Below are 22,908 nucleotides of genomic sequence, written 5' to 3'. Positions count from 1 at the left end.
TCCCGCCAGCCCCAATGCTAGACTAGATCAGATTCCCTAACGATTCCGCCAGCGGCGGAGCGTCGACAGAACAACCAACAGGAGTTGCCATGAATTTCAGCCTGAGCAGTAAAGCCATTGTCAGCACCAAAGCCGACTGCCTTGTGGTCGGCTTGCCCGAGAAAGGCTCCTGGCCAGAATCGACTGTGCAGGCCGACGAAGCCCTGGGTGGGCTGATCAAAGCGTTTGAGAAAGCCGGCGACCTGTCCGGCAAAAACACCAGTACGGTGACGATTCCCCTGAAGGATCAGCCCTGGAGCCGCCTGTTGGTGCTGGGCACCGGGAAGGACAACGACCGTACTCCGGCTAACTATCGAAAGGCGCTGATCGCCATGATGGGCGCTCTCAAGGATGGCCCCTCCAAGAGCGCGTTGATTGCCCTGACCGACACTTCGGTTACTGGCGAGGACGCCGTGAGCTCAGAGGCGGCCCGCCTGAACCTCATCGGCCGGGTACTGGAAGACCAGTTGTACTCGTTCAGCGAGTTCAAAAGTGAAAAGCCGGCGGCACGCAAGCTGAACAAAGTGGTTGTTGCGGCCTCCGGCGCCGGCAAGGCGCTGAAGGATGCCTTCAACCTCGGCCTGGCCACCGGCCGGGGCATGAATTTCACCCGCGATCTGGGCAACACCCCGCCCAACGTCTGCCACCCGGAATGGCTGGCCGAGCAGGCCCGGAAAATGGCCAAAGACTACGACTCCATCAAGACCGAAGTGCTTGATGAAAAGCAGATGGAAAAGCTGGGCATGAACACCATCCTGGCCGTCGGCAAGGGCAGCACCCAGCCGCCCCGGCTGATCGTGATGGAGTACCGTGGCGGCAAGCCCAAGGACAAACCCCACGTACTGGTTGGCAAAGGCATCACCTTCGACACCGGCGGCATCAGCCTGAAGCCCGGCGAAGCCATGGACGAAATGAAATACGACATGGGCGGCTCCGCCAGCGTCTTCGGGGCCATGAAAGTGCTGGCTGAAACCAAACCGAAGATCAACGTGGTGGCGGTGATCGCGGCCGCCGAAAATATGCCGGATGGCGGCGCCTCCCGCCCGGGGGACATTGTCACCACCCTCTCCGGCATGACGGTCGAGATTCTCAACACCGACGCCGAGGGCCGACTGGTACTGTGCGACGCCCTTACCTACGTGAAGAAATTCGACCCGGCGGCTGTCATTGATCTGGCCACGCTCACCGGTGCCTGCATCATTGCCTTGGGCAACCATGCCACCGGCCTGCTCGCCAACAACGACGAGCTGGCCAACGAACTGCTGGCTGCTGGCGAGCGCGCCGGTGACCGCGCCTGGCGTCTGCCGCTGTGGGACGAATACCAGAGCCAACTCGACAGCAACTTTGCCGATATGGCCAATATCGGCGGCCGGCCCGCAGGCACCATCACCGCGGCCTGCTTCCTGTCGCGATTTGCCAAGGACTACCGCTGGGCGCATCTGGACATCGCCGGCACCGCCTGGCACTCCGGCAAGGCCAAAGGCTCCTCCGGCCGCCCGGTGCCCCTGCTGGTCGACTACCTGATGTCCCATGCCGGATAACAACCCGCCGCCCTCTCCGGAACCCGGCAGCCCTGCTGCCGGTTCTTCCGGGCAGGAGGACCGGAACCAACGCTACTGGTTCCACATCCTCGCCCAGAACACGCCCGCAGCCCGCAACCTCCACGCCGCCAAGCTCGTGGACAAAGCCTGGCAGCAGGGGGACCGCGTGTGCATCGTGTGCGATACCATGCAACACGCAGACGAGCTGGACGACCTGCTCTGGAACTTCAGCCCGGACGCGTTCATCCCTCATAGCGTTGTTCCCGATTCCGCCACCACCTGCACCGATCCCGTCGGCATCCTGCTGTGCCCGCCGGTGGCTGAAGACTGGGATACCGTGATCATTCTTTCGGCAACGCTGCCCGCGGATGCGGATCGGTTCAAGCGGCTGGCCCTGGTTGCCCATAACGATCCCCATGCCCTGAACCAGGCCCGTTCGCATTTCAAGCAGTTACGGGCATTGGGGATTGAACCGCGGGTGCATGACCAGAGAAAACTCCGGGGCGAATAGCACCTAATCCGATCTGCAGAGTTGGGACAGGCTTTCCAAAAATCTCGAAGGCCAGGGACGGCCTGAGAGAAGCGCACATGGATGTGCTCGTAGCGGTTTTTGGAAAGCCTGTCCTAACTCTGCAAGCCTCCCAGGTTGCAGGCTGGGAAATCACAGGGGTTCGCCGCATCACCGGCGACCATGTATAATCGAGCGTCTCAATTTTCCCTTGTGAATCAACCAACGGTCACTGCAGAACCCCATGGAAAAAACCTACCAGCCAGAAAACATCGAGCGCCAGTGGTACGAAAACTGGGAGTCCAAAGGTTACTTCCGTCCCAGCGGCGAAGGTGAGTCCTACAGCATCGCCATCCCGCCGCCCAACGTCACCGGCAGCCTGCACATGGGCCACGCGTTCCAGCACACCATCATGGATACCCTCACCCGCTTCAAGCGCATGCAGGGCCGCAACGCGTTGTGGACCGTTGGTACCGACCACGCCGGCATCGCCACCCAGATGGTGGTCGAGCGCAAACTGGCCGCTGAAGAAGACAAGACCCGCCACGACCTGGGGCGGGAAGAGTTCATCAAGCGCATCTGGGACTGGAAAGAACACTCCGGCGGCACCATCACCCGCCAGATCCGCCGCCTCGGCAACTCCGTGGACTGGGACAACGAACGCTTCACCATGGACGACGGCTTCTACAAGGCCGTTCAGGAAGTGTTCATCCGCCTGTACGACGAGGGCCTGGTCTATCGCGGCAAGCGCCTGGTGAACTGGGACCCGAAACTGCACACCGCCATTTCCGACCTGGAAGTGGAAAACAAGGAAGAGAAAGGCTTTTTCTGGCATCTGCGCTACCCGCTGGCTGACGGCGTGCAGACCAAAGACGGCAAGGATTACCTGGTGGTGGCAACCACCCGCCCGGAAACCATGCTGGGCGACACCGCCGTGGCCGTTCACCCGGACGACGAACGCTACCAGCACCTGATCGGCAAGCACGTAATGCTGCCGCTGGTGAACCGCCGCATTCCCATCGTGGCCGACCACCATGCCGATCCCGAGAAAGGTTCCGGCTGTGTGAAGATCACGCCGGCCCATGACTTCAACGACTACGCCGTGGGCAAGCGCAACAACCTGCCCATGATTAACGTCATGACCCAGGATGCCAACATCCGCGCCGTGGCCGAAGTGTTCAACGCCGACGGCACCGAAAACACCGAGCTTGATGGCACCCTGCCCGACGCCTACGCCGGCCTGACCCGCGAGGCCGCCCGCAAGCAGATCGTGGCCGACATGGAAGCCGAGGGCCTGGTGGAGAACATCGAAGACCATGTGCTCAGCGTTCCCCGGGGTGATCGCTCTGGCCTGATCATCGAGCCCATGCTGACCGACCAGTGGTTCGCCGACGCCAAGACCCTAGCCAAGCCCGCCATCGAGGCCGTCGAAGATGGCCGTATCCAGTTCGTGCCCAAGCAGTACGAGAACATGTACTTTGCCTGGATGCGGGACATCCAGGACTGGTGTATCTCCCGTCAACTGTGGTGGGGCCACCGGATTCCGGCCTGGTACGACGCCGACGGCAACATCTACGTGGGTCGCAGCGAGGAAGAAGTGCGCCAGAAGCATAATCTGGCCGCGGACGTTGCCCTGGAGCAGGACGAAGACGTTCTGGATACCTGGTTCAGCTCAGCCCTCTGGACCTTCGGAACCTTGGGATGGCCGGAGATTACCGAGCGCCTGAAAACCTTCCACCCGACCGATGTGCTGGTCACCGGCTTCGACATCATCTTCTTCTGGGTTGCCCGGATGATCATGATGACCATGCACTTCATGAAAAACGAAGACGGCACACCCCAGGTGCCCTTCCACACCGTGTACGTCACCGGCCTGATCCGGGACGAGCACGGCGACAAGATGTCCAAGTCCAAGGGCAACGTTATTGATCCGCTGGACATGATTGACGGCATCAGTTTGGACGACCTGCTGGAGAAGCGCACCGGCAACCTGATGCAGCCCAAGCTGGCAGAGAAGATCGGCAAGCGCACCAAGAAAGAGTTCCCCGAGGGCATTGCAGCCCACGGCACCGACGCCCTCCGGTTCACCCTGGCGGCCATGGCCACTACCGGCCGTGACATCAACTGGGACATGAAGCGCCTTGAGGGCTATCGCAATTTCTGCAACAAGCTGTGGAACGCCGCCCGTTATGTGCTCATGAACACCGAAGGCGAGGACTGCGGCGTTAATGACGAGCCGGTGGAGCTTTCCCTGGCCGACCGCTGGATTATCAGTGAGCTGCAGAACTGCGAGCAGCAGGTCATTCGCCATCTGGACCAGTATCGTTTCGATCTGGCCGCCTACGCCCTGTACGAGTTCATCTGGAACGAGTACTGCGACTGGTACCTGGAGCTGTCCAAGCCGGCGCTGAACGACGACAGCGCCAGCGCCGAAGCCAAGCGTGGCACCCGTCGCACTCTGGTTCGGGTACTCGAAGCGGTGTTGCGACTGGCACACCCGATCATGCCCTTCATCACCGAAGAAATCTGGCAACGGATCGCGCCCCTGGCTGGCAAGGCCGGCGACAGCATCATGCTGCAGCCGTTCCCGCAGCCGGATGAAAGCAAACAGGACGCCAGCGTTACCGCCGACATCGAGTGGCTCAAGGGCGTGATCGTGGCGGTTCGTAACATCCGGGGCGAGATGAATATCTCTCCGGCGAAAAAGATTCCGGTGCTGCTGCGGGGCAAAGACGCGGAGGACCAGCGGCGGATGAACGACAACCGCCAGTTCCTGATCTCCCTGGCCAAGCTCGAGAGCCTGGAGTGGTTCGATGGCGGCAAGGCCCCCATGTCGGCCACCCAGCTGGTGGGCGAGATGGAAGTGCTGGTGCCCATGGCCGGCCTGATCGACAAGGACGCCGAGCTCAAGCGCCTGGACAAGGAACTGGAGCGCCTGCAGAAGGAAATCGGCCGCCTGGAAGGCAAGCTGGGTAACGAGAAGTTCACCGCCAACGCCCCGGCCGACGTGGTTGAAAAGGAGCAGGAAAAACTCCGGGACGCCCAGAGCAGCCAGGCCCGCCTGAGCCAGCAAAGGGCCGACATCGAGGCCATGTAACCGCCATGATCGGGATCCTCGGCGCCGGCGCTCTGGGCCGGCTCTGGGCGGCAAGATTGCCCGCAGGCCAGGCGGTATTCCTTGCCCGTCCCGGGCAGCCGCCCGGCGCCGATACCCGCTACCGTTTCCGGCCCGTAACCGGGCCGGAAACCGGCATTCAGGTCCCCTGGCTCGGCGCCGGCGACCTACCCGATCTGGTTCTGGTTACCACCAAGGCCGGCGACACCCTGGACGCTCTCACCTGCGTGATCGACCGGATTCCGGAAACCACCCCCATCCTGTTGTTCCAGAACGGCCTCGGCAGCCAGCAGGCCGTGGCCCAACGGTGGCCGGAACGCCCCATACTTGCTGCCACCACCACCGAAGGTGCCAATCGCCCCGACACAGACCTGCTGGTGCACGCCGGCGCTGGCGAAACCTGGATCGGGCCCATGACAAAGGCGGCAGACCAGGTGGTTGAGCGGGCAGCGTCCCAACTTGCTGAAAGTGGCCTCACGCTTCATCAGGAGCCCGACATTCTGTCCCGGCTCTGGCAAAAGCTGGTGGTGAACGCGGGCATCAATCCCTACACGGCGATTCTGGATTGCCCCAATGGCGAGATACTGACGACTCACCTGTATCGCGAGACCATCGATGGCCTGTGTGAGGAGCTGTCTGCGGTAATGGCAGCCGCAGGCCAGAAAGCCACCGCACCGGAAACCCTCCGCCAACGCATCGAGGATGTCGCCCGAAAAACGGCTCACAACACCTCGTCGATGCGGGCCGATGTGCTTCGGGGCCGTACCACAGAGATTGACTTCATCAACGGCTACCTGGTCCGGCGGGGCAAGGAACTGGGAATCGCGACACCGGTGAACCAGATGCTGACCGAACAGGTACAACAACTGTCGCCACATTGATCAGGAGCAGATACATGGGCAATCGCCTTTCCAAGATATACACCCGCACCGGAGACGACGGATCCACTGGCCTGGCGGACGGCAACCGCATTGCCAAGAACGCCCAACGGGTAGAAGCCATGGGCACCGCTGACGAACTCAACTGCCACATCGGCCTGCTGATCGAAACCCTCGACAGCGACGATGAGTTCGTGGATAGCCTGCGCCGGATCCAGCACCACCTGTTCGACCTGGGCGGCGAATTCGCCATTCCCGGCAGCCGGGTGATCGGCGACGACCATATCGAATGGCTGGAGAGCACCCTGGATCGGCACAATGAAGACCTGCCGCCCCTGAAGAACTTTGTGCTGCCCGGCGGCAGTCCCGCCGCCGCCCAGTGCCATCTGGCCCGGGCCGTGTGCCGGAGGGCCGAGCGTGTTGTGGTTGCCCTCGGCCACGAAGACTCCATCAACACGGCCTCGCGGCACTACCTCAATCGGCTGTCAGACCTTCTGTTCGTCATCGCCCGGGTTCTGGCCCGCCGGAATGGCGGCGAAGAGATTCTCTGGGAACAAAAAAAATCCGGCCTCTAGGGGCCGGATTTCGGGCGTCTGTAACCGCGCGCTCTTGGCTCAGACCTTGAAGGCTTCCACCAGCCGCTGAAGCGAGGCCGTCAGCTCCGACATCTCCCTTGAGGAGGCGAGCGTCTCCTCGGCATTGGCGGCGGTGCTCTTGCCGAGTTCGCCGATCTGCTCCACGTTGGCGTTAACGTTCCTGGCGACCGCCGACTGCTCCTCCGCCGCCTGGGCGATCTGGTGGCTCATGTCCACAATCACCGCAATGCCATTGGCAATGCGATCCAGGGCTTCGGTAACTTCCCCGGACTTCTGAACCGTCGTTTCCGTAACATCCCGGCTGTTGGTCATGGCCGAGACGGCATCCTTGACGCCGCTCTGCAGCCTGGAAATCATTCCCTCAATTTCTTCGGTGGACTTGTGGGTCCTCTGGGACAGGGAACGTACCTCATCGGCCACCACCGCGAAGCCCCGGCCTTGTTCGCCCGCGCGGGCCGCCTCAATAGCCGCATTCAGCGCCAACAGGTTGGTCTGTTCGGCAATCGCCTTGATTTCGACCAGCACCTGACTGATGTTGTCACTGTCCTTGCTTACCCGGTTGATAACCTCCACCGCACCGGAAATTTCCGTGGCCAGGTGATTGATGGTTTTCACGGTGTCAGCGACCACTCCGCGACCGGTTTCGGTGTCGCGCTCGGCGTTACCGGCACTGTCGGCCACCCGGTGGGCGCTTTCAGTTACCTCATTCACCGCATCCACCATCTGGTTCATGGCTTCGTTGATCTGGCCGCTTTCTTCCATCTGCCGGGCAACCGCCTCGCTGTTGGCTGCGGCAGTATCGTTCACCCGTGTAGCCTGCTGGTCCACGTCCGCCGTGGTGCGACTGACCGACCGAATCAGCTCGGCAATGCGGTCCGTCATATTATTGAACTCGGTGGTCAGCTCACCCAGCTCGTCACGATTGCGCAGGTGAATGTGCGTGGTCATGTCACCGGCGGCCACGCTGCGGGCCGCCTGGCTGAACCGGTTGATCGCGGTGCGCACCGACATGAAGAACCCGATGTACAGGTACACCACCACCAGCAACACCGCCACCAGCGCAACCAGGATTAGCGTGCGCTGGTTGATCTCGCTGTCGAGCCGGCCCCGAAGGTTGGTCTCAACCACTTCGAAAGCCGCTTGTTTGAGCTCATCGTAGTAGCCCAGCTGCGCCGACATCAGGCTGTCGTACTCGGTCCACGGCATTTCCAGGCGCATGGGCGTGATCACATTCTGATCCAGCTCGTCTCGAACCACCATAAGGCTCTCATCCACCTTGTTCAGGGCATCGCCTGCTTTGGCAACAAGTGCGGGAGACGCGTCCGAGGCCACTGACAGCGCCGGGGTCAGCAGTGAACTCCGGTTGGTCAACTGGTCATAGATCTCGTTGAGGGTCTCACTGAGAGCGTAGCCAACCTGTCCTTCCACGAGCGCATAGATGCCATAGGATTTTGCCCGACCGATAACAGTTCGGGCAGCAGGGAGCGAATCCCGCACCAGGCCCAGGATCAACTGATTCTCACGGGAGGCCCCCTGGCTCAGGCCGGAAATCTCGATCGTGGCCGATAGCAGCGCCTGGGCCTTCTGGACGAACTCCTGGTAGTACTTGAACTGCGGATCGAAGCTGCCCTGATAATTATCATCGGCGCGCAGGGCCTCCCAGTCCTTGCGCAGCGCCTCAACCTGGTCCAGCCAGGCGCCGGAGGTATCGAACGAACGCGGCTCCGCCGTCAGCGCCTCGAAGGCCGCCGCCACCGCGTCTGCGGCTTCTTCAGACACCGCCCGGATCGCACCTTCATCCTTTATGATGGCGGGTGAGCGGTAATCGCGGTAATCCATCGCTGCGTCCACCAGGCGGTCCACCTGTTGCAACTGCTCGAGGCCTTCAACGCCGCGGTTCATGGTCTGAACCGACTGATTGAGCTCCGAGATAACCAGCCACGACAGCGCGCCAATCGGTAGCAGGAACAGAATGCTGATGAGGCTGAACTTGTAAACCATCGGGAGACGGTTCATCAGGGCAATGGCGGGATTGATAAGTTGCTTCACAACGACCCTCGTACTGGCAGGTAACAACGGAACGTTTATTCTGGTTTTTCTGTTCTCGTTCTTCTTTTATTCTATTGTCGCCTAAAGTCGTAAAAACTTAAGCTTTATTTGGTGATAATCTGTAATATTTTCAAAAATTTTGCTTACACGACCCCCGAAATCACCAACAATGCGAGCGTGCAGATCCACACCAGCATGCTCCGGTTCAGGAGATCCCGCAGCGCTGCCAGGCTCCGACCACCGAAGCTCGTCCAGTCCTCCGGATGCAACCGGGAGAAACGGTCCGGTTCCAGCGCATACCCGGTTAACGACCCGCTGGCGGAAATCATGAGCACGTCGCCCGCTTTTCTCCTGACGCCAGACAAGGATTTACCCATTTCCCGCAACCAGCCGGCGAGGTCGCCGGCAATACCGAAGGTCACCGACAGCAGCCGCGCAGGAATCCAGCCTGCCCACTCCGCCATCCGTGCAAACCGTGGCCGCGCTGCGGCCTGAGGCCATTGGTCTGCCAGTGCCACCAGCCCCCGTGCCAGCACCGCCAGCGCCACGCCTCCGACCATGTACCAGAACGCCACCAGGAAAAACCTTTGGAACACCGACACCAGCAGCGCCCTCGACAGGGACAGGTGCATCGCTTCGGGCGAGAGGGCGGCGCCTCGCTCAGCCGCCGGCAGCCGGTCTTTGATATGGTGCCACGCGGCCTGCATGTCGCCCCGCTGCCAGGCCTCTGCATAGGCCCGCAACAACTGGCGCCAGCCGGGTGTGCCCATCAGCAGCACAAGGATCAGGAAATCTGCCGGATAAGCCGCCATTCGCCAGTCAGACACCACCAGCACATACTCGGCAAGCCCCAGAATCAGCGCTGGCAGCAGAACCAGGGCGAGGCCGGCGTATACATCCGCTTCATGCCCTGCACGGGCTTTGCGGCCGTTGTGGAACCAGCGCCGCCAGAGCTCATCACCATGAAGCCTGTCAAGGGAGTCGAGGCGCCTGCGCACCGAGTAAGCCAGGAGAAACACAATCAGCTCCATTCCGCCGCCTCCCCGGAAGCACGCCCGGAATGCACCATGGCTCGAAAAAGTGACCAGTCAAAGGCAGGGCCCGGATCGGTCTTTCTGCCCGGCGCAATGTCACTGTGGCCGGTGATGCGTGCTTGCGTAATCTCAGGCCAGGCCGCCATGATCTCGCGGGCCACGGTGGCCAGCTGGCGATACTGGGCCTCGGTGTAGGGTATGTGATCAGTACCCTCCAGCTCGATTCCGATGGAGTAGTCGTTGCACTCCTCCCGCCCCTCGAAGCTGGACCGGCCCGCATGCCAGGCCCTGTCATGCAGATTGACAAACTGGATGACCGACCCGTCGCGACGGATCAGCAGGTGGGAGGATACTTCGACACCGGCAATAGTCTGGAAGAACGGGTGGGCCGAAGCGTCAAGACGATTGCAGAAGAAGTCTTCGATTTCAGGTCCGCCGAACTGGCCGGGCGGCAGACTGATGTTGTGAATCACCAGAAGGGAAATGCCGGTACCTTCCGGGCGAGGCCCGAAATTCGGCGATGGACACCAACGGGCGCCCCGGATATGCCCGGTTTCCCGGAGCCGTGTCGCCTCCTCTGTGGAAGGCGTCGGGTTTTCAGGCAAGGCATCTGGATCTGACAAGGTAATTCCAACGGTTTCAGAGGATTACACCTGCAGATTGAATCACAAAGCGCTTGCGGTTGCTACGGATCAGTCTTTACGGCTGCTGCGCAGGTTGTCGATGATGGATTCCAGTGCCCGATCGAAGATCAGACCATCATCAAGCATGGCAACATTACCGGACTCCATTTCCGCCGCCAGCTCTTCCCGTTGGTACTCCGCCACTTTCGCGCCACTGCGATTGACAAAAATGTACTTGCCCGTTGCCTTGATGAAAGCCGCCAGTTTGCAACGTACCTTGGCGTCATCACGGCTGAGCTCGATCCAGGAGCCTACCCGCAGACTATCAGCCCGCTCCAGCCACTGAACAGACACTGCCCCCGATTCGCTGGCGGTCGCCACTGCCTCCGTCTCTACCGGTGGCTCTGGCGTCATCGGCGTCCCATTCTCGGCAGGCGCGTCGGCCGGAGCCACCGATGCATCGATTGTTACTTGCGGCTCTGTATCCGCGGGAACAGCCTGAGCAGCGCCATCGGCTACCCCATCAGGCCCGGCCTGCTCGGGTTCCTCGCGGGACGGTGCGGTTACCAGCCTCTGGAAGACATCTACATGCACCAGCTCAAGGTCACGGATGACCGCATCGGTCGCAAACGGATCCCAGGAGATATCCTGCAACGCCCTGCGCAGCTCATCCACGATACCCGGGATGGCACGGAGCAGATCGCTTCTTGTGGTCTCGGTCACCGGCCTCGGGTCAACGCTCCACACCAGTCGCTCGGTTAGTTTTCGCGCCTGTTGCCAGCGCTCGCTGTCCTCACCCTCGCGGAGTGCCAACCATTGCAGGTAGCGGCTCCAGGCCTCGTTCAACAGTCCGGCCACTGGCTCAGGCAGCTCCCGCTGGTCGGTCAGTTCACCCACCAACTCCCGAGCAATATGGGAAGCGCGCTCCTGGCGGGCGCGCCCCTCCTCCGCGTCGCGCAGGCGCTGCTCCACGAGCTCCCGGCGCCGGCGGTCCAGATCCATGAAGTGGCTAAAGTCTTTCAGCAACTCATCAAACAACGCCACATTGTCGGTGAACTCGTTGAGCACCCGATCTACCACGTACTCGATTTTTTCCCGCAGCGGATCGCGCTGACCGGTCTTCTTCTCGGTCCAGCCAATGGCCGAAAGCGCGAGCTCATTCAGCAACTTGCGCACCGGATGACCACCCCGATTGAAGAAGTTCTGATCGCTCAGGGCCACCTTGAGCACGGGAATCTGCAGACGTCCGATCAAGGCCTTCATGACCGGGTGAAGCTGGCGATCCTCAAGGATAAAATCGAACAGCATGGACACCAGGTTAATAACATCGCGATCGACCTGCCCGGGGTTCAGGCTTTTACCATCGCCTCCTCGCAGCAACGGACCCAGCTGTTCATTGAGCGGGATCACAACGCCCTCGTCCCACTGCCGACTGCTCGCCTGGGCCTCGGTTAACCTGGCCACCAGCCGATCGGTATCGATGTAACCTTCACCGCCCTCACGTGTGCCGGAGGTATATCCGCCATCCCCCTTGTGCAGCAGTGCGCTGAGCTCCGAAAAAGTGGCCTGGGAACCTCCCGTAGCCCCTTCGCTTTCGTCTTTGGCCGTCGCGCCGCCCTTTCCGGATGCTGTTGATTGTCCTTTACCAGAGTGTTGTGGGGACTGAACAGCCCCTTTACCAGCAGGAGGACGCTTCATGTCCGGCAAAACTCCCTCTTTGATCAGAGTCCGGTTCGCCTCCTGGTAGAAATCACCCAGCGTATCCGCCAGCAGGCGGTCGAACAGCTTGAGAACCACAAGTTTCGCCCGAATGTCGATATCCAGATCGGCACAGGCTTCGGCGAGACCACCGCAAATAATTTCCGGGCTCAGCGGCATCTGCGCATCCCTGAGTTCAATACCCGGCACCAGATGCCCCACCCGAATGGTCAGCAGACGAATCTGTTCCGTATAGCGGTTGCGCAGTTTGTTGATCAGGTTATCGACGGCAACCTGTTGTTCCAACTCGGAATGGTCCACCAGGCTGAGAGAGTCCTGGTCAATGTCGTCGAGGGCATGGGTGGCCTGCTGAGGCTGGAATCGTCCGATTTCATTGAACGCCTGACTGACGTACTGGAGTATGGATACCACCATCGCTTTGCGCCGCAGGCGCAGCTCACGCATGGCATCAAAGTAGGCAGTCTGGTCCAGATTGGAACCGGCGCGATCGGCCAGCTCGAACAGCGCATCGTCCGCGCGGTCAAAAAACGCCCCGAGCACAGACTTCAGAGACTGACCCGATGCGTCACGTAAATGAATCAGCGCGGACGGCAGGTCGAACCGTCCGGGCGACTTCTGGCCGGAAAATCGGACAACCTTGTTATCGTGCGCCATGTCGCTGCTCCGCCTGCTGTCACTTTCAATTGAGAGACTCTCTTATCAAAGCATGATACGAGCTCGCTGCGTCACCTTGTGTCAGAATTTGTCACCTTTTGTGTAGACCTGAACTTCGTCACGTTTTCAGGGTCTGCTATCGCAGTTTAGCAGGGGCCGGTTGGGGTTTGGCGATTTGCCGAACGGGCTTTAGAATTGTGGCCTCAGAACCCTCTCCCACCAGTTACGGACATGAAGCGCCCTATGATCACACCAGAACGTCTCCGGCAGGCCAGAATCGAAAACGTCGCCCAGAGTCTGCGGGAAGACATGGGGGACGGCGACATCACGGCCATGCTGATCCCGGAACATAAGCGGGCGACCGCCCGCGTGATTACGCGGGAGTCGGCGACAATTGCAGGCCGCGCGTGGGTAGAGGAGGTGTTTCGCCAGGTGGATCCAACCGTAACGCTGGACTGGCAGGTCGCCGATGGCGATACCGTGGCACCCGATCAGTTACTGTTCACCATGGACGGGGCGGCTCGCAGCCTGCTGGGTGCCGAGCGTGCCGCTCTCAATTGGCTGCAGACTTTGTCGGGTGTGGCCACTGCCTGCGCCGCCTATGCCGCCAGGGTCGCCCACACGAACGTACGTCTGCTGGACACCCGAAAGACCTTACCGGGCCTGCGTCTTGCCCAGAAATACGCCGTGACCTGTGGTGGTTGCTACAACCATCGGATCGGGCTCTGGGACGCCTTCCTGATCAAGGAAAACCACATTGCGGCGTGCGGCTCGATCGCAGATGCAGTCCGGGCAGCCCGTCAGATCGCACCGGGAAAACCCGTCGAAGTGGAAACCGAGAATCTGGACGAACTGGAACAGGCCCTGAGCGCCGGTGCAGACATTATTATGCTGGATGAATTCACGCTTGAGGATATGCGCACCGCCGTCGCCCGGACCGGCGACCGGGCGAAACTCGAAGCATCCGGAGGCATCAATGCCTCGACACTGGTGCCCATCGCGGAAACCGGTGTGGACTACATCTCCATCGGCGCGCTGACCAAGGATGTCAAGGCCGTGGACCTGTCCATGCGGCTCGACTGATTACTCGCTGGACAACAACCGGTCTATTTCCTCCAGCTCCCGAACCAACGCATTTCCAGATTCCGGCCGCCCCCGGAAATGCTCTTCGGCCATGGGCGCAATACCCGAGGTGGCCGGCAGTGAATGGTCGCTTTCGATAATCACCTTCATCCTTGCGACGAAAACAAACTGTAGCCACTGGGGAAATTCCAGCGTGTCGATACAGAATGGCTGTGTGCTCTGGAAGGCTTCGTCTGGTGGCGACTCCGCCTCCCAGAGCCCCAGGCGCCGGAGCTCCATCTCGATGCGTAACAGGCTGTCCGCAACCTGGCCAAGCTGATCGTCTGGTGTGCTCATAACGTTCTTGCCTTAGTCGGTCAGAGGTTCCAACTCCACGGTTTCGCCGTGCAAAACCCGGAACAGGTCCTCGTACTGGCGCGTCAAAGGGTGCTTCGGCGCCATGTGAATAAGCGGCTGGCGGCTCTGATGGGATTCCTTCATTTTCACGGAGCTCGACAACCGTACCGGCAACACCGGCAAGCCTTCCTCGGTGAGCTCTCTCACCAGTTGGCGAGGCAGGCTGGCACGGGGCTGGAACTGGTTGGCAACAATGCCCTCCACCACCAGGTCCTCGTTGTGATCTTCCTGCAAATCCCGGATTTCGTTGAGGATGTTATAGAGCGCCTGGCGTGAGAAATCGTCGCAGTCAAATGGAATCAGGCAACGCTGCGCCGCAATCAGGGCCGACCGTGTATAAAAGTTCAGTGCTGGCGCCGTGTCGATGTAGATGGCGTCAAAGGTCTCGCCGAGCTTTTTCAGGGCTTCGCGCAGCTTGTAGATCTTGTGCTTGGCCTCGAGCTTGCGCTCGAGAAAATCGAGTTCCGGGCTGGACGGCATCACAAACAGATTATTGAATGGCGAGGCATGGACGAACTCGTCTGGCCGCCGGTTGAAGACGGTGAACGCCACGGTCTGCTCGAGCATGTCTGCCACCGTGTCTTTCAATTCACTGGCGGGCTTGCCCAGCAAGTAATGGGTCGAGTTGCCCTGGGGATCCAGGTCCACTACCAGCGTGCGCTTGCCGCGTGCCGCACTGATCGCGGCCAGGTTGCAGGTGATACTGGATTTACCCACGCCACCTTTCTGATTGAAAACTACCCGTCTCATTCTGTCTCTCCCTCGATTAAGCCGTTATCGTTCTTTTCCGGATCAGCCCCGTTGCCTCCGGCTACCATCTCATCACCGATTTAACGAACGGAATGGTCAACCTGCGCTGTGCCTGCAGTGAATTCTCATCCAGCATATCCAGAATTCCAAGCAAGTCGCCCAACCCACGGGGCGCCCGGCGCATGATGTAGGCGGCCACTTCGCGTGACATCACCAGTCCGCGTTTTTCGGCCCGCGCCATCAGTATGCGGAGTCGATCCTCGTCTCTGTATATGCCCAGCTGAATTGTGAGCCCATGCCTCAGCCGGGACACCAGGTCTGGAAGCTGGAACGGCAATTGGCCCGGCAAATCCGACGCACTCACGATCATCATCGCGTTGCGGTCGTCTATCCGGTTGTAAAGATGGAAAATAGCCTCTTCCCAATCCCGCTTGCCGGCCACCAGGTCCAGGTCGTCCAGGCACACCAGATCCTGACTCTCCAGCCCGGACAGCGCTGCGGGACCAAATGGCTGCAACTCGGCGACACTGATGCAAACGGCCGACCTTCCCTGCTGATCGGCACTGTGACAGGCAGCCTGAAGCAGGTGGCTTTTGCCGGTGTCGGCATCACCACAGAGCACCACCACCGGCACCCCGCCCGCCTGCTGGCAAAGTGCCTCCAGCCTGTCGGCAGCTTCACGATTACGCTCTCCGTGAAAATTGTCAAACCGGGCGTCGTCCCGCAGCTTGACGCCAAGAACCAGCTGCGATGCCGTCATGACCGGGTTGCCCTCCAGGCCCGCACACTCCAGACCACCAGATAGTGCCCGCCGCTGGCAATGGCCGACACCGCAACCACCACAATGCCAGCGTCCACCACCCAGGGCTGCATAGGCAGATCGGCGAGCAGCACAATGATGGCCAGCGCCACGAGAATCTGAACAAAGGTGTTGATCTTGCCCGGAATGCTCGGCTCCATATCGTAACGACCCACAAAATAATGATAGGCCAGAGCTCCGCCCACAATCAGCAGGTCTCTGCCCAGAACCACGGCAAACAGCCAGACGGGAAGCACTGAGGTCAGAGTCAGCATCAGATAGGCGGTAATCAGCAGGGCTTTATCCGCCAGAGGGTCGGCGATGGCCCCCAGTCTGGAGCGCCAGTTGAAATGCCGCGCCAGAAATCCATCAATGGCGTCGGTGGCCGCAGCCAGGAAGAAAATCACCAGCGCACGCCGGTAGTCGCCAACAAGCAGGGCGCCAGCGAAGGGAGCAATCAGCAGAATTCGCAGGAACGTCAGGGCATTGGGAATCCAGCGCCAACGGTGTAAATTCAAACGATTCCCTCCGATTACCCCTGCTTATTCGCTGCCACCGCTCCCGATGACAGAGGCCGGTTGCCACCGATAATACAGGACCTCGTACAGGGATTCGAACGCCTGCTGGGCCTCTTCTTCGTCGACGGGGACGGGCTGGTAGGTGAACATGGCCGATTCATCGGCCGCAGTCCGGGATTCCTCGCCCTCGGGTTTTGCGGGCGGCTCGCTGGCACTGACCCCGCTCTCCTGGCTGCCCGGAAGCTTGGTCGAGGCAGAATCCGCAACTTCCGGCTCTGCGGGAATGCCAGATTCGATGGGCACGAAGCGGGGGTCCAGCGCGATGTATTCCTGAAGCTGATCCAGCTCGCCGGAGAAGGCAACCCGCAGCGTCAGTTGATCATCGCGGACACGGTGCGCGCCCACGCCAACCACGGGCGTGAGGTCCTGAAGGATCTTGTTCACGCGGGCATAGTCCTCAAGGGAGCTGACACCCCGAAGCACAATATCCACCTGCGGAGAATCGCCCACTTCCGAGGCGGCGACGGCGTAACGGCCCGCATACCGCTCTGCCCAGCGGTTGATCACCGCCTCGGCGAGCGCCTGCTGCGTAGGCGCAGTGACCGATTCCTCACCGGCGTCCATCGACATGCCATCAAAAACCCACCCAGCACGCCACTGACCGCCCGCGCGGCTGACGCGCACCAGGGCCAGGACGTCGTGTTCGAGGTCTGAGGAGGCTGATTTCACCCGGCCGACAAACTGCCCCCAGATGTCTGAAAGCAGTTCCCGGCTGGTGTTGAAGCTCTCTGGCGGTGTCGTCAGGGGCAAACCACGCTTTCGGGCGGCTGCATCGAAAGCTGTGCTCCAACCGCCATCGGCCGTGGCACTCGCGGTGCTTTCGGAGGCTCCCGTAACAAGGGTCCGGGCGCCGCGATCTTCCACCGCGATCCACGCCAGCGTCAGCGGCCGGTTGGCGCCCCACACGGGCGCATCAATGGACGCCAGCGCACGGTTAACGCCAACTGCACCAAATGACATACTCAGAATGCTCTGGCCTGATTCGTCACGGGCAACCTGATACGACAACAGAAGCGATTCGGCATCTGCAAGCAGGCTATCCACGCCCGCCGTGGCCAGAACATCCTGGCTGCCGGAAACCCGCACCAGCACCTGCCTCAGACCATCCGCATAACCCTTGGTCAGCTGCGCCTCGGACGCACCCTCCACCGGAACCCGGGCAGAGTAGAGTCCAGACACCGTCACCGCGGTGGCCGGCCCGGACCAGATGAGCAGCAACAGCCCGATGAATGCAAAGAACCGAGCAGCCAATCCTGGCGCCTGTGGCAACTTGTGTCCTGATAACGACATGAAACACCCTGCAATTCGCATGAATGGCGCATAGGATACACCATGCCCTACAGGCTGAGTAGCAGCCCCGGGTTTCCGAAAAGCAATATACATTTGGAGCACTACAGCGCACCTGTTAAAATCCGCCGCCTGACCCACTGGCCAACGGTTAAGAACCCCATGAGCGAACAGAAGCCCTCCCTTACCTACCGCGACGCTGGCGTTGACATTGACGCAGGCAACGAACTCGTACGTCGCATCAAGGATACCGCAGCGCGCACCCGCCGCCCGGAGGTGCTGGGCGGCCTCGGCGGTTTTGGCGCGATGGTCTCGATTCCCGCTGGCTACAATGAACCGGTACTTGTGTCCGGCACCGATGGGGTGGGCACCAAACTGCGCCTGGCCATGCAGCTGGAAAAGCACGACAGCATTGGCATCGACCTGGTCGCCATGTGCGTTAATGATCTCGTGGTTGGGGGTGCAGAGCCCCTGTTCTTCCTCGACTATTACGCCACCGGCAAACTCAATGTCGACGTTGCCGCCCAGGTGGTTGCCGGCATTGGCGCGGGATGCGAACTGGCAGGTTGCGCCCTGGTGGGCGGCGAGACCGCCGAGATGCCCGGCATGTATGAAGGCGACGATTATGATCTGGCCGGTTTCTGTGTTGGCGTTGCCGAGCGTAGCGAAATCATCGATGGCAGCCGCGTTCAGTCTGGTGATGTCCTGCTGGCCCTCGGCTCTTCCGGCCCCCACTCCAACGGCTACTCACTGATTCGCAAGATTCTGGAGGTCAGCAAGGCAGACCTGAACCAGCCCATGGGCCATGAGACACTTGCGGACGCGCTGATGGCACCAACGCGCATCTACGTGAAAAACCTGCTCCAGCTGATCCGGGAAGTGGACGTACGCGCCCTCTCTCACATAACCGGCGGTGGATTGCCTGAAAACATTCCCCGCGTCCTGCCGAATGGCACGGTGGCCGCCATCGACACCAGCAGCTGGAAACTGCCGCCGGTGTTCCAGTGGCTGAAAGATCAGGGTGGCGTTGCCAGTGAGGAAATGTACCGTACCTTCAACTGTGGCATTGGCATGATCGTGTGTGTACCGGCCAACCAGAAAGATCTGGCCCTCGACACCCTCCGGGCACTGGGCGAGCACGCCTGGCAGGTCGGCGTTATCGAGAGCGCCTCCACGCAAGACGCGGAGCCCTGCGTGCGCTATGCCCCGGGGCTGTTGTCGGCATGAAGGCGGACCCGACCCCCTTGCCACGCATTCTGGTTCTGGCTTCCGGCAGCGGAACCAATCTCCAGGCACTGATCGAGGCCAGCCGTGAGCGGGACTTTCCCGGCCAGATTGTTGCCGTGGGCTGCAATCAGCCGGGCGCGTTTGCCCTTGAGCGCGCGGCACAGGCGAATATCGAGTCCTTCGTGGTGAATCACAAGGACTTTGGCTCCCGGGAAGAGTTCGACGCCTCTTTGATGGCGGAAATCCTCCGTCACAACCCGGACCTGATCGTTCTCGCCGGCTTCATGCGCATCCTGACCACCGATTTTGTGCGAGCCTTCCGGGGCAGGATGCTGAACATCCATCCGTCCCTGCTGCCCAAATATACAGGCTTGAACACCCATCGGCGGGCGCTCGAAGCTGGTGACCGGGTGCATGGAGTCTCCATCCATTTTGTCACCGAGGAACTGGATGGCGGCCCGGTCATTGCCCAGGCGGAGGTCTCGGTAAGTCAGGACGAGACACCGGAGTCCCTGGCGGAAAAGGTTCAGGCCGAGGAGCACATCCTCTACCCCATTGTTGTGCGTTGGTTCTGCGAGGGCCGCATCCAGCTAGGCAGCGAGGGCGTACTGTTCGATGGTCAGCCCCTGAAGCAGCCGATGCGCCTGAGCGCCAGCTGAGGATTGCCTGAACGAATTGTCATGCTCGAGTACGGCCCAAGCGTCTACACTGTCGCCAATGATGACGGTAACAGTTCCTGTTTGAGGCCTTTTTCATGACACTGCCCTCCAACCGACTCTGTGCCATGCTGCTGGTGCTCATTGGCGCTTTTGCCAGCCCAGCCGCGAGCGCGGCAGAAACCACATCCGAACTGGTTCCTTTCGAGGCCAGCTACACCGCTGCCATGGAAAAGGGGATCACCCTCAATGGCACCGCCAAACGTACACTGACCGCCCAGGGCAACGACATCTGGCTGTACCGCACCGATGTGGATTCGTTCATTGCCGACATTGACGAGTCGCTGATCTTCCGGTGGCAAAACGGCCGTGTCATCCCCATGCGCTACCGCTATAGCCTGTCCGGTTTTCTGGTCAGCGATCGGAAACAATCCATCGACTTTGACTGGGAAAAGGGGCTGGCCACCGGACGCTACAAGGGCAAAGCCTTTGAGGTTGCCATCGATGAGGGCGTGCTCGACCCCCTGGGCTACCAGTTGCAACTTCACCAGGACATCCGTAACGGACTGCGTGAGATGAGCTACCAGGTACTCGACAAGGGACGCATCGACGAGGAACGCTTTGCGGTTATTAATGGCGAATCGGTCAGGGCCGGCGGGCAAATGCAGGCCACGCTCAAGGCGGAAAAGGTTCGCGAGAATTCTGATCGACAAACCCTGATCTGGTTCTCGAAGGAGCAAAACTACCTGATGGTTCGTCTGCGCCAGGTGGAACCCGATGGCAGCACCTACGAGCTACGACTGAAAGACGCGGAGTTCGAGCGCTAGAGCGCGCGACCGGCCTCCCGCCAGACAGCCTTGACCTCATCGGCAATAATGCGAAGCCCCTCGGCCACCCGGTCATCATCCTGGGAATAGGTTACCCGCAGGCACTCGTGGCGATGCTTCCAGTCATCCTCGGGCAACCCCGGGAAGAAATAATGCCCGGAAACCACCAGCACCCCTCGCCCTTTCAGTCGCTGATACAGCTCCAGGCTGGTGATGGGAAGGTCCGGAAACCAAAGCCAGAGGAACATGGCGCCCTCGGGTTTATGGACATACCAGCGACAGCTGTCTTCGCCCATGGCCTCCCGAAACGCGGCGACCGCCCGCTCCATTTTGGCCTTGTAGAACGGGCACACCACGTCGTGGCTCAGGGACAGGATCTCGCCAGAGCGGACCAGGGGCTCCGCCAGCATGGCGCCGAAACTGCCGGTGGCCAGGTTCATGATGGCATTGATGCCGGACAGCGCCTTGATGATCGGCTCGGCCGCGATCACGATGCCGGTTCTGGCTGCGGGCAATCCCAGCTTTGACAGGCTCAGGCAGAGAATGATCTGGTCATTCCAGGTGGGCGTGGCGTCCACGAACAGCAGGCTGGGGAACGGCGTGCCGTAAGCGCCGTCCACGATCAGCGGGATGTCATGCTCGCGGGCGAGCTGCTCCAGCCGCGCGAGCTCGTCATCGGTCACTACGTTGCCGGTGGGGTTGGTGGGCCTTGAAACGCAGATGGCGCCGGTTTCCCCGGTGACTTCCACGGCATCAAAGTCCACCCGGTACTTGAACTCGTGGGCATCGGTGAAGGAGATGTCCGGCTGGACCGCGTCGAACAGCCCGGGCTCGATGCCTGCATCGGCGTAGCCGATGTACTCCGGGGCCAGCGGCAGCAGAATGTGTTTGCGGTGCCCTTCCCCGTAATCGCCGCCAAACATGTTGAACAGCATGAAGAAGGCCGCCTGGCTGCCGTTGGTGAGGGCGATGTTCTCGGGCTTCAGGCCCCAGCCATACTCCCGGTTGAGCAGTTCCGCGAGTGAGGCAATAAACTGCTTTTCGCCCTGTGGGGGGTCGTAGATACCAACCAGTCGGCGCACATCCCCCTCATTCCGGCTCATGTCCGCGAGGATTTCCTGCACTCGCTGCTGCACTTCGGGTATGTGCCCGGGGTTGCCGCCACCCATCATGATCATGTCGTCGCCGGAGGCCATGGCGTTGCCCAGATCGTCCATCAGAGAGGTAATACCGGCATCGGCGGTGAACTTGCGACCAAAAGCAGAGAGTTTCATGGGGTAGAGTCCATTGGCACTGAGCTGAGAGTTACAGGTAATACCGGAAGTGTAGCCTGCCCACGACTACGGCGTTCAATCGTTGAGTGAGATACCGAGGTTGCTGACGCCATCGTTGGCTGACTCTTGCCGAAGCCTTTCGACAAACTGGTCCGTGGGCGTGCGCTGACGCTTCAGAGCCAGCACCAGATCCCGCTGGAAGGTTTTGTCTTCTTTCATCAGCGGGTGGTGGTCCAGCAAACGAACCAGCTCGTCCTCGTCCAGTTCGTCGCCTTCGGAGAGCTCGATAAAGTTCATCACGGTGCCGGTGGCCATCTGGGAGGCGTCGGTGGCGCGATGCTTGGCCGGGTTCAGCCGGTTGAGCAGTGCCTGCTCCAGCAACTGGCAGAAATCGAAGGCCGGGTACACGCCATAGGCGTCGTAGGCATCGACATCCGGAGACAGGGTTTCAAGCTTGGCCAACAGCTGGGGTATGGAGGCTTCAGAGACGTCCTTTTGCAGCATGTCCCAGCCAAGATCCAGCAACTGGCGCATTTTGGCGCCCGTTTTCAGGCCAACGGCATCGGCGAACAGGGCGTAATTGGGAAAGGAACGCTCGGCCAGGGCCAGCAGGAAGGCGCATTCGCGCCAGCCCTGCAGTTGTGAGACGGCTTTGAGAAACTGGTTGGCGTTCATGTCCTGGGCAGGGTCACGCCGGTCTGGCCGAGGTATTTGCCGCCGCGATCCTTGTAGCTGGTTTCGCAGATTTCATCCGACTCGAAGAAGAGCATCTGCGCCACGCCTTCGTTGGCGTAGATTTTCGCCGGCAGGTTGGTGGTGTTGGAAAATTCCAGGGTGACCTGGCCTTCCCATTCCGGCTCCAACGGGGTGACATTGACGATGATGCCGCAGCGGGCGTAGGTGGACTTGCCCAGGCAGATGGTCAGTACGCTGCGCGGAATGCGAAAGTATTCAACGGTGCGGGCCAGTGCAAAGGAGTTTGGCGGGATGATGCAGACGTCGCCGGTGTAGTTGACGAAGCTGTTTTCGTCGAAGTTCTTCGGGTCCACGGTGGCGGAGTGGACGTTGGTGAAGATCTTGAATTCGTTGCTGCAACGTACGTCGTAGCCGTAGCTGGAGGTGCCGTAGGAGATCACGCGGCCTTTTTCGGTTTCACGAACCTGTCCGCTTTCGAACGGTTCGATCATGCCGTGTTGCTCGGACATCCGGCGAATCCACTTGTCGGATTTGATGCTCATTGGCGAAGTCTCGTATCCACTGGGAAAAATTGAGGCG

At 60.7% G+C, this 22,908-nt stretch carries 21 protein-coding genes; 9 read left to right on the top strand and 12 right to left on the bottom strand.

Features of this window, described 5'->3' with window-relative positions; genetic code table 11:
* Positions 1–89: 89 nt before the first annotated feature.
* From BM344_RS17185 to BM344_RS17165, 5 genes are all read left to right on the top strand, one after another.
* A complete protein-coding gene (locus BM344_RS17185) occupies positions 90–1,580 on the top strand; it encodes a leucyl aminopeptidase (RefSeq protein WP_091992411.1) in 1,491 nt (496 codons plus the stop codon).
* Positions 1,570–2,091, top strand: coding sequence for a DNA polymerase III subunit chi (locus BM344_RS17180; RefSeq protein WP_091992410.1), 522 nt, complete (start codon positions 1,570–1,572; stop codon positions 2,089–2,091). Before BM344_RS17185 ends, BM344_RS17180 begins: the two co-directional genes overlap by 11 nt.
* A gap of 241 nt (positions 2,092–2,332) precedes the next feature.
* The gene (locus BM344_RS17175) at positions 2,333–5,185 is read left to right on the top strand and encodes a valine--tRNA ligase (RefSeq protein WP_091992409.1); all 2,853 of its coding nucleotides are present in this window, start codon (positions 2,333–2,335) and stop codon (positions 5,183–5,185) included.
* A gap of 5 nt (positions 5,186–5,190) precedes the next feature.
* Complete coding sequence (locus tag BM344_RS17170) at positions 5,191–6,084, top strand: ketopantoate reductase family protein (protein WP_091992408.1); 894 nt, start codon at positions 5,191–5,193, stop codon at positions 6,082–6,084.
* Positions 6,085–6,098: 14 nt separating this feature from the next.
* Positions 6,099–6,656 (top strand): cob(I)yrinic acid a,c-diamide adenosyltransferase, encoded by a 558-nt coding sequence (locus tag BM344_RS17165; protein ID WP_091992407.1) that lies wholly within the window; start codon positions 6,099–6,101, stop codon positions 6,654–6,656.
* Positions 6,657–6,695: 39 nt separating this feature from the next.
* Here BM344_RS17165 and BM344_RS17160 read toward each other — a convergent pair whose 3' ends face one another.
* The 4 genes from BM344_RS17160 to BM344_RS17145 form a co-directional block, all read right to left on the bottom strand.
* The gene (locus BM344_RS17160) at positions 6,696–8,726 is read right to left on the bottom strand and encodes a methyl-accepting chemotaxis protein (RefSeq protein ID WP_091992406.1); all 2,031 of its coding nucleotides are present in this window, start codon (positions 8,724–8,726) and stop codon (positions 6,696–6,698) included.
* 143 nt (positions 8,727–8,869) lie between these two features.
* Entirely contained in the window at positions 8,870–9,757 is an 888-nt protein-coding gene (locus BM344_RS17155) for a histidine kinase (protein ID WP_091992405.1), read from the bottom strand.
* Positions 9,748–10,383 (bottom strand): 1,6-anhydro-N-acetylmuramyl-L-alanine amidase AmpD, encoded by a 636-nt coding sequence (ampD, locus tag BM344_RS17150; RefSeq protein ID WP_407656875.1) that lies wholly within the window; start codon positions 10,381–10,383, stop codon positions 9,748–9,750. The genes BM344_RS17155 and ampD overlap by 10 nt, the downstream gene beginning before the upstream one ends.
* Positions 10,384–10,452: 69 nt before the next feature.
* A complete protein-coding gene (locus BM344_RS17145; RefSeq protein ID WP_091992404.1) occupies positions 10,453–12,756 on the bottom strand; it encodes a DUF1631 domain-containing protein in 2,304 nt (767 codons plus the stop codon).
* A gap of 243 nt (positions 12,757–12,999) precedes the next feature.
* Between BM344_RS17145 and nadC the strand changes: the two genes are divergently transcribed.
* Positions 13,000–13,839, top strand: a complete 840-nt coding sequence (gene nadC / locus BM344_RS17140; protein WP_091992403.1) for a carboxylating nicotinate-nucleotide diphosphorylase — start codon at positions 13,000–13,002, stop codon at positions 13,837–13,839.
* Here the strand turns inward: nadC and BM344_RS17135 are convergent, their stop codons facing one another.
* The 5 genes from BM344_RS17135 to BM344_RS17115 form a co-directional block, all read right to left on the bottom strand.
* Positions 13,840–14,175, bottom strand: a complete 336-nt coding sequence (locus tag BM344_RS17135) for a YqcC family protein (RefSeq protein WP_091992402.1) — start codon at positions 14,173–14,175, stop codon at positions 13,840–13,842.
* 12 nt (positions 14,176–14,187) lie between these two features.
* Positions 14,188–14,985 carry a ParA family protein gene (locus BM344_RS17130; RefSeq protein WP_091992401.1) on the bottom strand — a complete coding sequence of 266 codons (798 nt, stop codon included), beginning with the start codon at positions 14,983–14,985 and terminating at the stop codon, positions 14,188–14,190.
* Positions 14,986–15,046: 61 nt separating this feature from the next.
* The gene (hda, locus tag BM344_RS17125; RefSeq protein WP_091992400.1) at positions 15,047–15,745 is read right to left on the bottom strand and encodes a DnaA regulatory inactivator Hda; all 699 of its coding nucleotides are present in this window, start codon (positions 15,743–15,745) and stop codon (positions 15,047–15,049) included.
* Positions 15,742–16,302 (bottom strand): CDP-alcohol phosphatidyltransferase family protein, encoded by a 561-nt coding sequence (locus BM344_RS17120; protein WP_091992399.1) that lies wholly within the window; start codon positions 16,300–16,302, stop codon positions 15,742–15,744. Before BM344_RS17120 ends, hda begins: the two co-directional genes overlap by 4 nt.
* 24 nt (positions 16,303–16,326) lie before the next feature.
* A complete protein-coding gene (locus tag BM344_RS17115) occupies positions 16,327–17,652 on the bottom strand; it encodes a DUF2066 domain-containing protein (protein WP_091992398.1) in 1,326 nt (441 codons plus the stop codon).
* A gap of 159 nt (positions 17,653–17,811) precedes the next feature.
* Here BM344_RS17115 and purM point away from each other — a divergent pair, with 159 nt between their 5' ends.
* The 3 genes from purM (at position 17,812) to BM344_RS17100 (ending at position 20,359) form a co-directional block, all read left to right on the top strand.
* The gene (gene purM, locus BM344_RS17110) at positions 17,812–18,876 is read left to right on the top strand and encodes a phosphoribosylformylglycinamidine cyclo-ligase (protein WP_091992397.1); all 1,065 of its coding nucleotides are present in this window, start codon (positions 17,812–17,814) and stop codon (positions 18,874–18,876) included.
* Entirely contained in the window at positions 18,873–19,535 is a 663-nt protein-coding gene (purN, locus tag BM344_RS17105; RefSeq protein ID WP_091992396.1) for a phosphoribosylglycinamide formyltransferase, read from the top strand. The genes purM and purN overlap by 4 nt, the downstream gene beginning before the upstream one ends.
* Positions 19,536–19,630: 95 nt before the next feature.
* Positions 19,631–20,359: a DUF3108 domain-containing protein gene (locus tag BM344_RS17100; RefSeq protein ID WP_091992395.1), complete on the top strand. Its 729-nt coding sequence runs from the start codon at positions 19,631–19,633 to the stop codon at positions 20,357–20,359.
* Here the strand turns inward: BM344_RS17100 and BM344_RS17095 are convergent.
* From BM344_RS17095 to dcd, 3 genes are all read right to left on the bottom strand, one after another.
* Entirely contained in the window at positions 20,356–21,633 is a 1,278-nt protein-coding gene (locus tag BM344_RS17095) for a valine--pyruvate transaminase (RefSeq protein ID WP_091992394.1), read from the bottom strand. The two genes, BM344_RS17100 and BM344_RS17095, sit on opposite strands and share 4 nt — an antisense overlap.
* A gap of 75 nt (positions 21,634–21,708) precedes the next feature.
* A complete protein-coding gene (locus BM344_RS17090) occupies positions 21,709–22,308 on the bottom strand; it encodes a YjaG family protein (protein ID WP_091992393.1) in 600 nt (199 codons plus the stop codon).
* On the bottom strand, positions 22,305–22,871 hold the full coding sequence (dcd, locus tag BM344_RS17085) for a dCTP deaminase (RefSeq protein ID WP_008172848.1): 567 nt from the start codon (positions 22,869–22,871) through the stop codon (positions 22,305–22,307). The genes BM344_RS17090 and dcd overlap by 4 nt, the downstream gene beginning before the upstream one ends.
* Positions 22,872–22,908 lie beyond the last annotated feature (37 nt).

This window comes from Marinobacter gudaonensis (genome assembly GCF_900115175.1).
Classification (GTDB): domain Bacteria; phylum Pseudomonadota; class Gammaproteobacteria; order Pseudomonadales; family Oleiphilaceae; genus Marinobacter; species Marinobacter gudaonensis.
The sequence above is the reverse complement of the archived record's forward strand: the minus strand, read 5'-3'. Positions and strand labels throughout refer to the sequence as shown.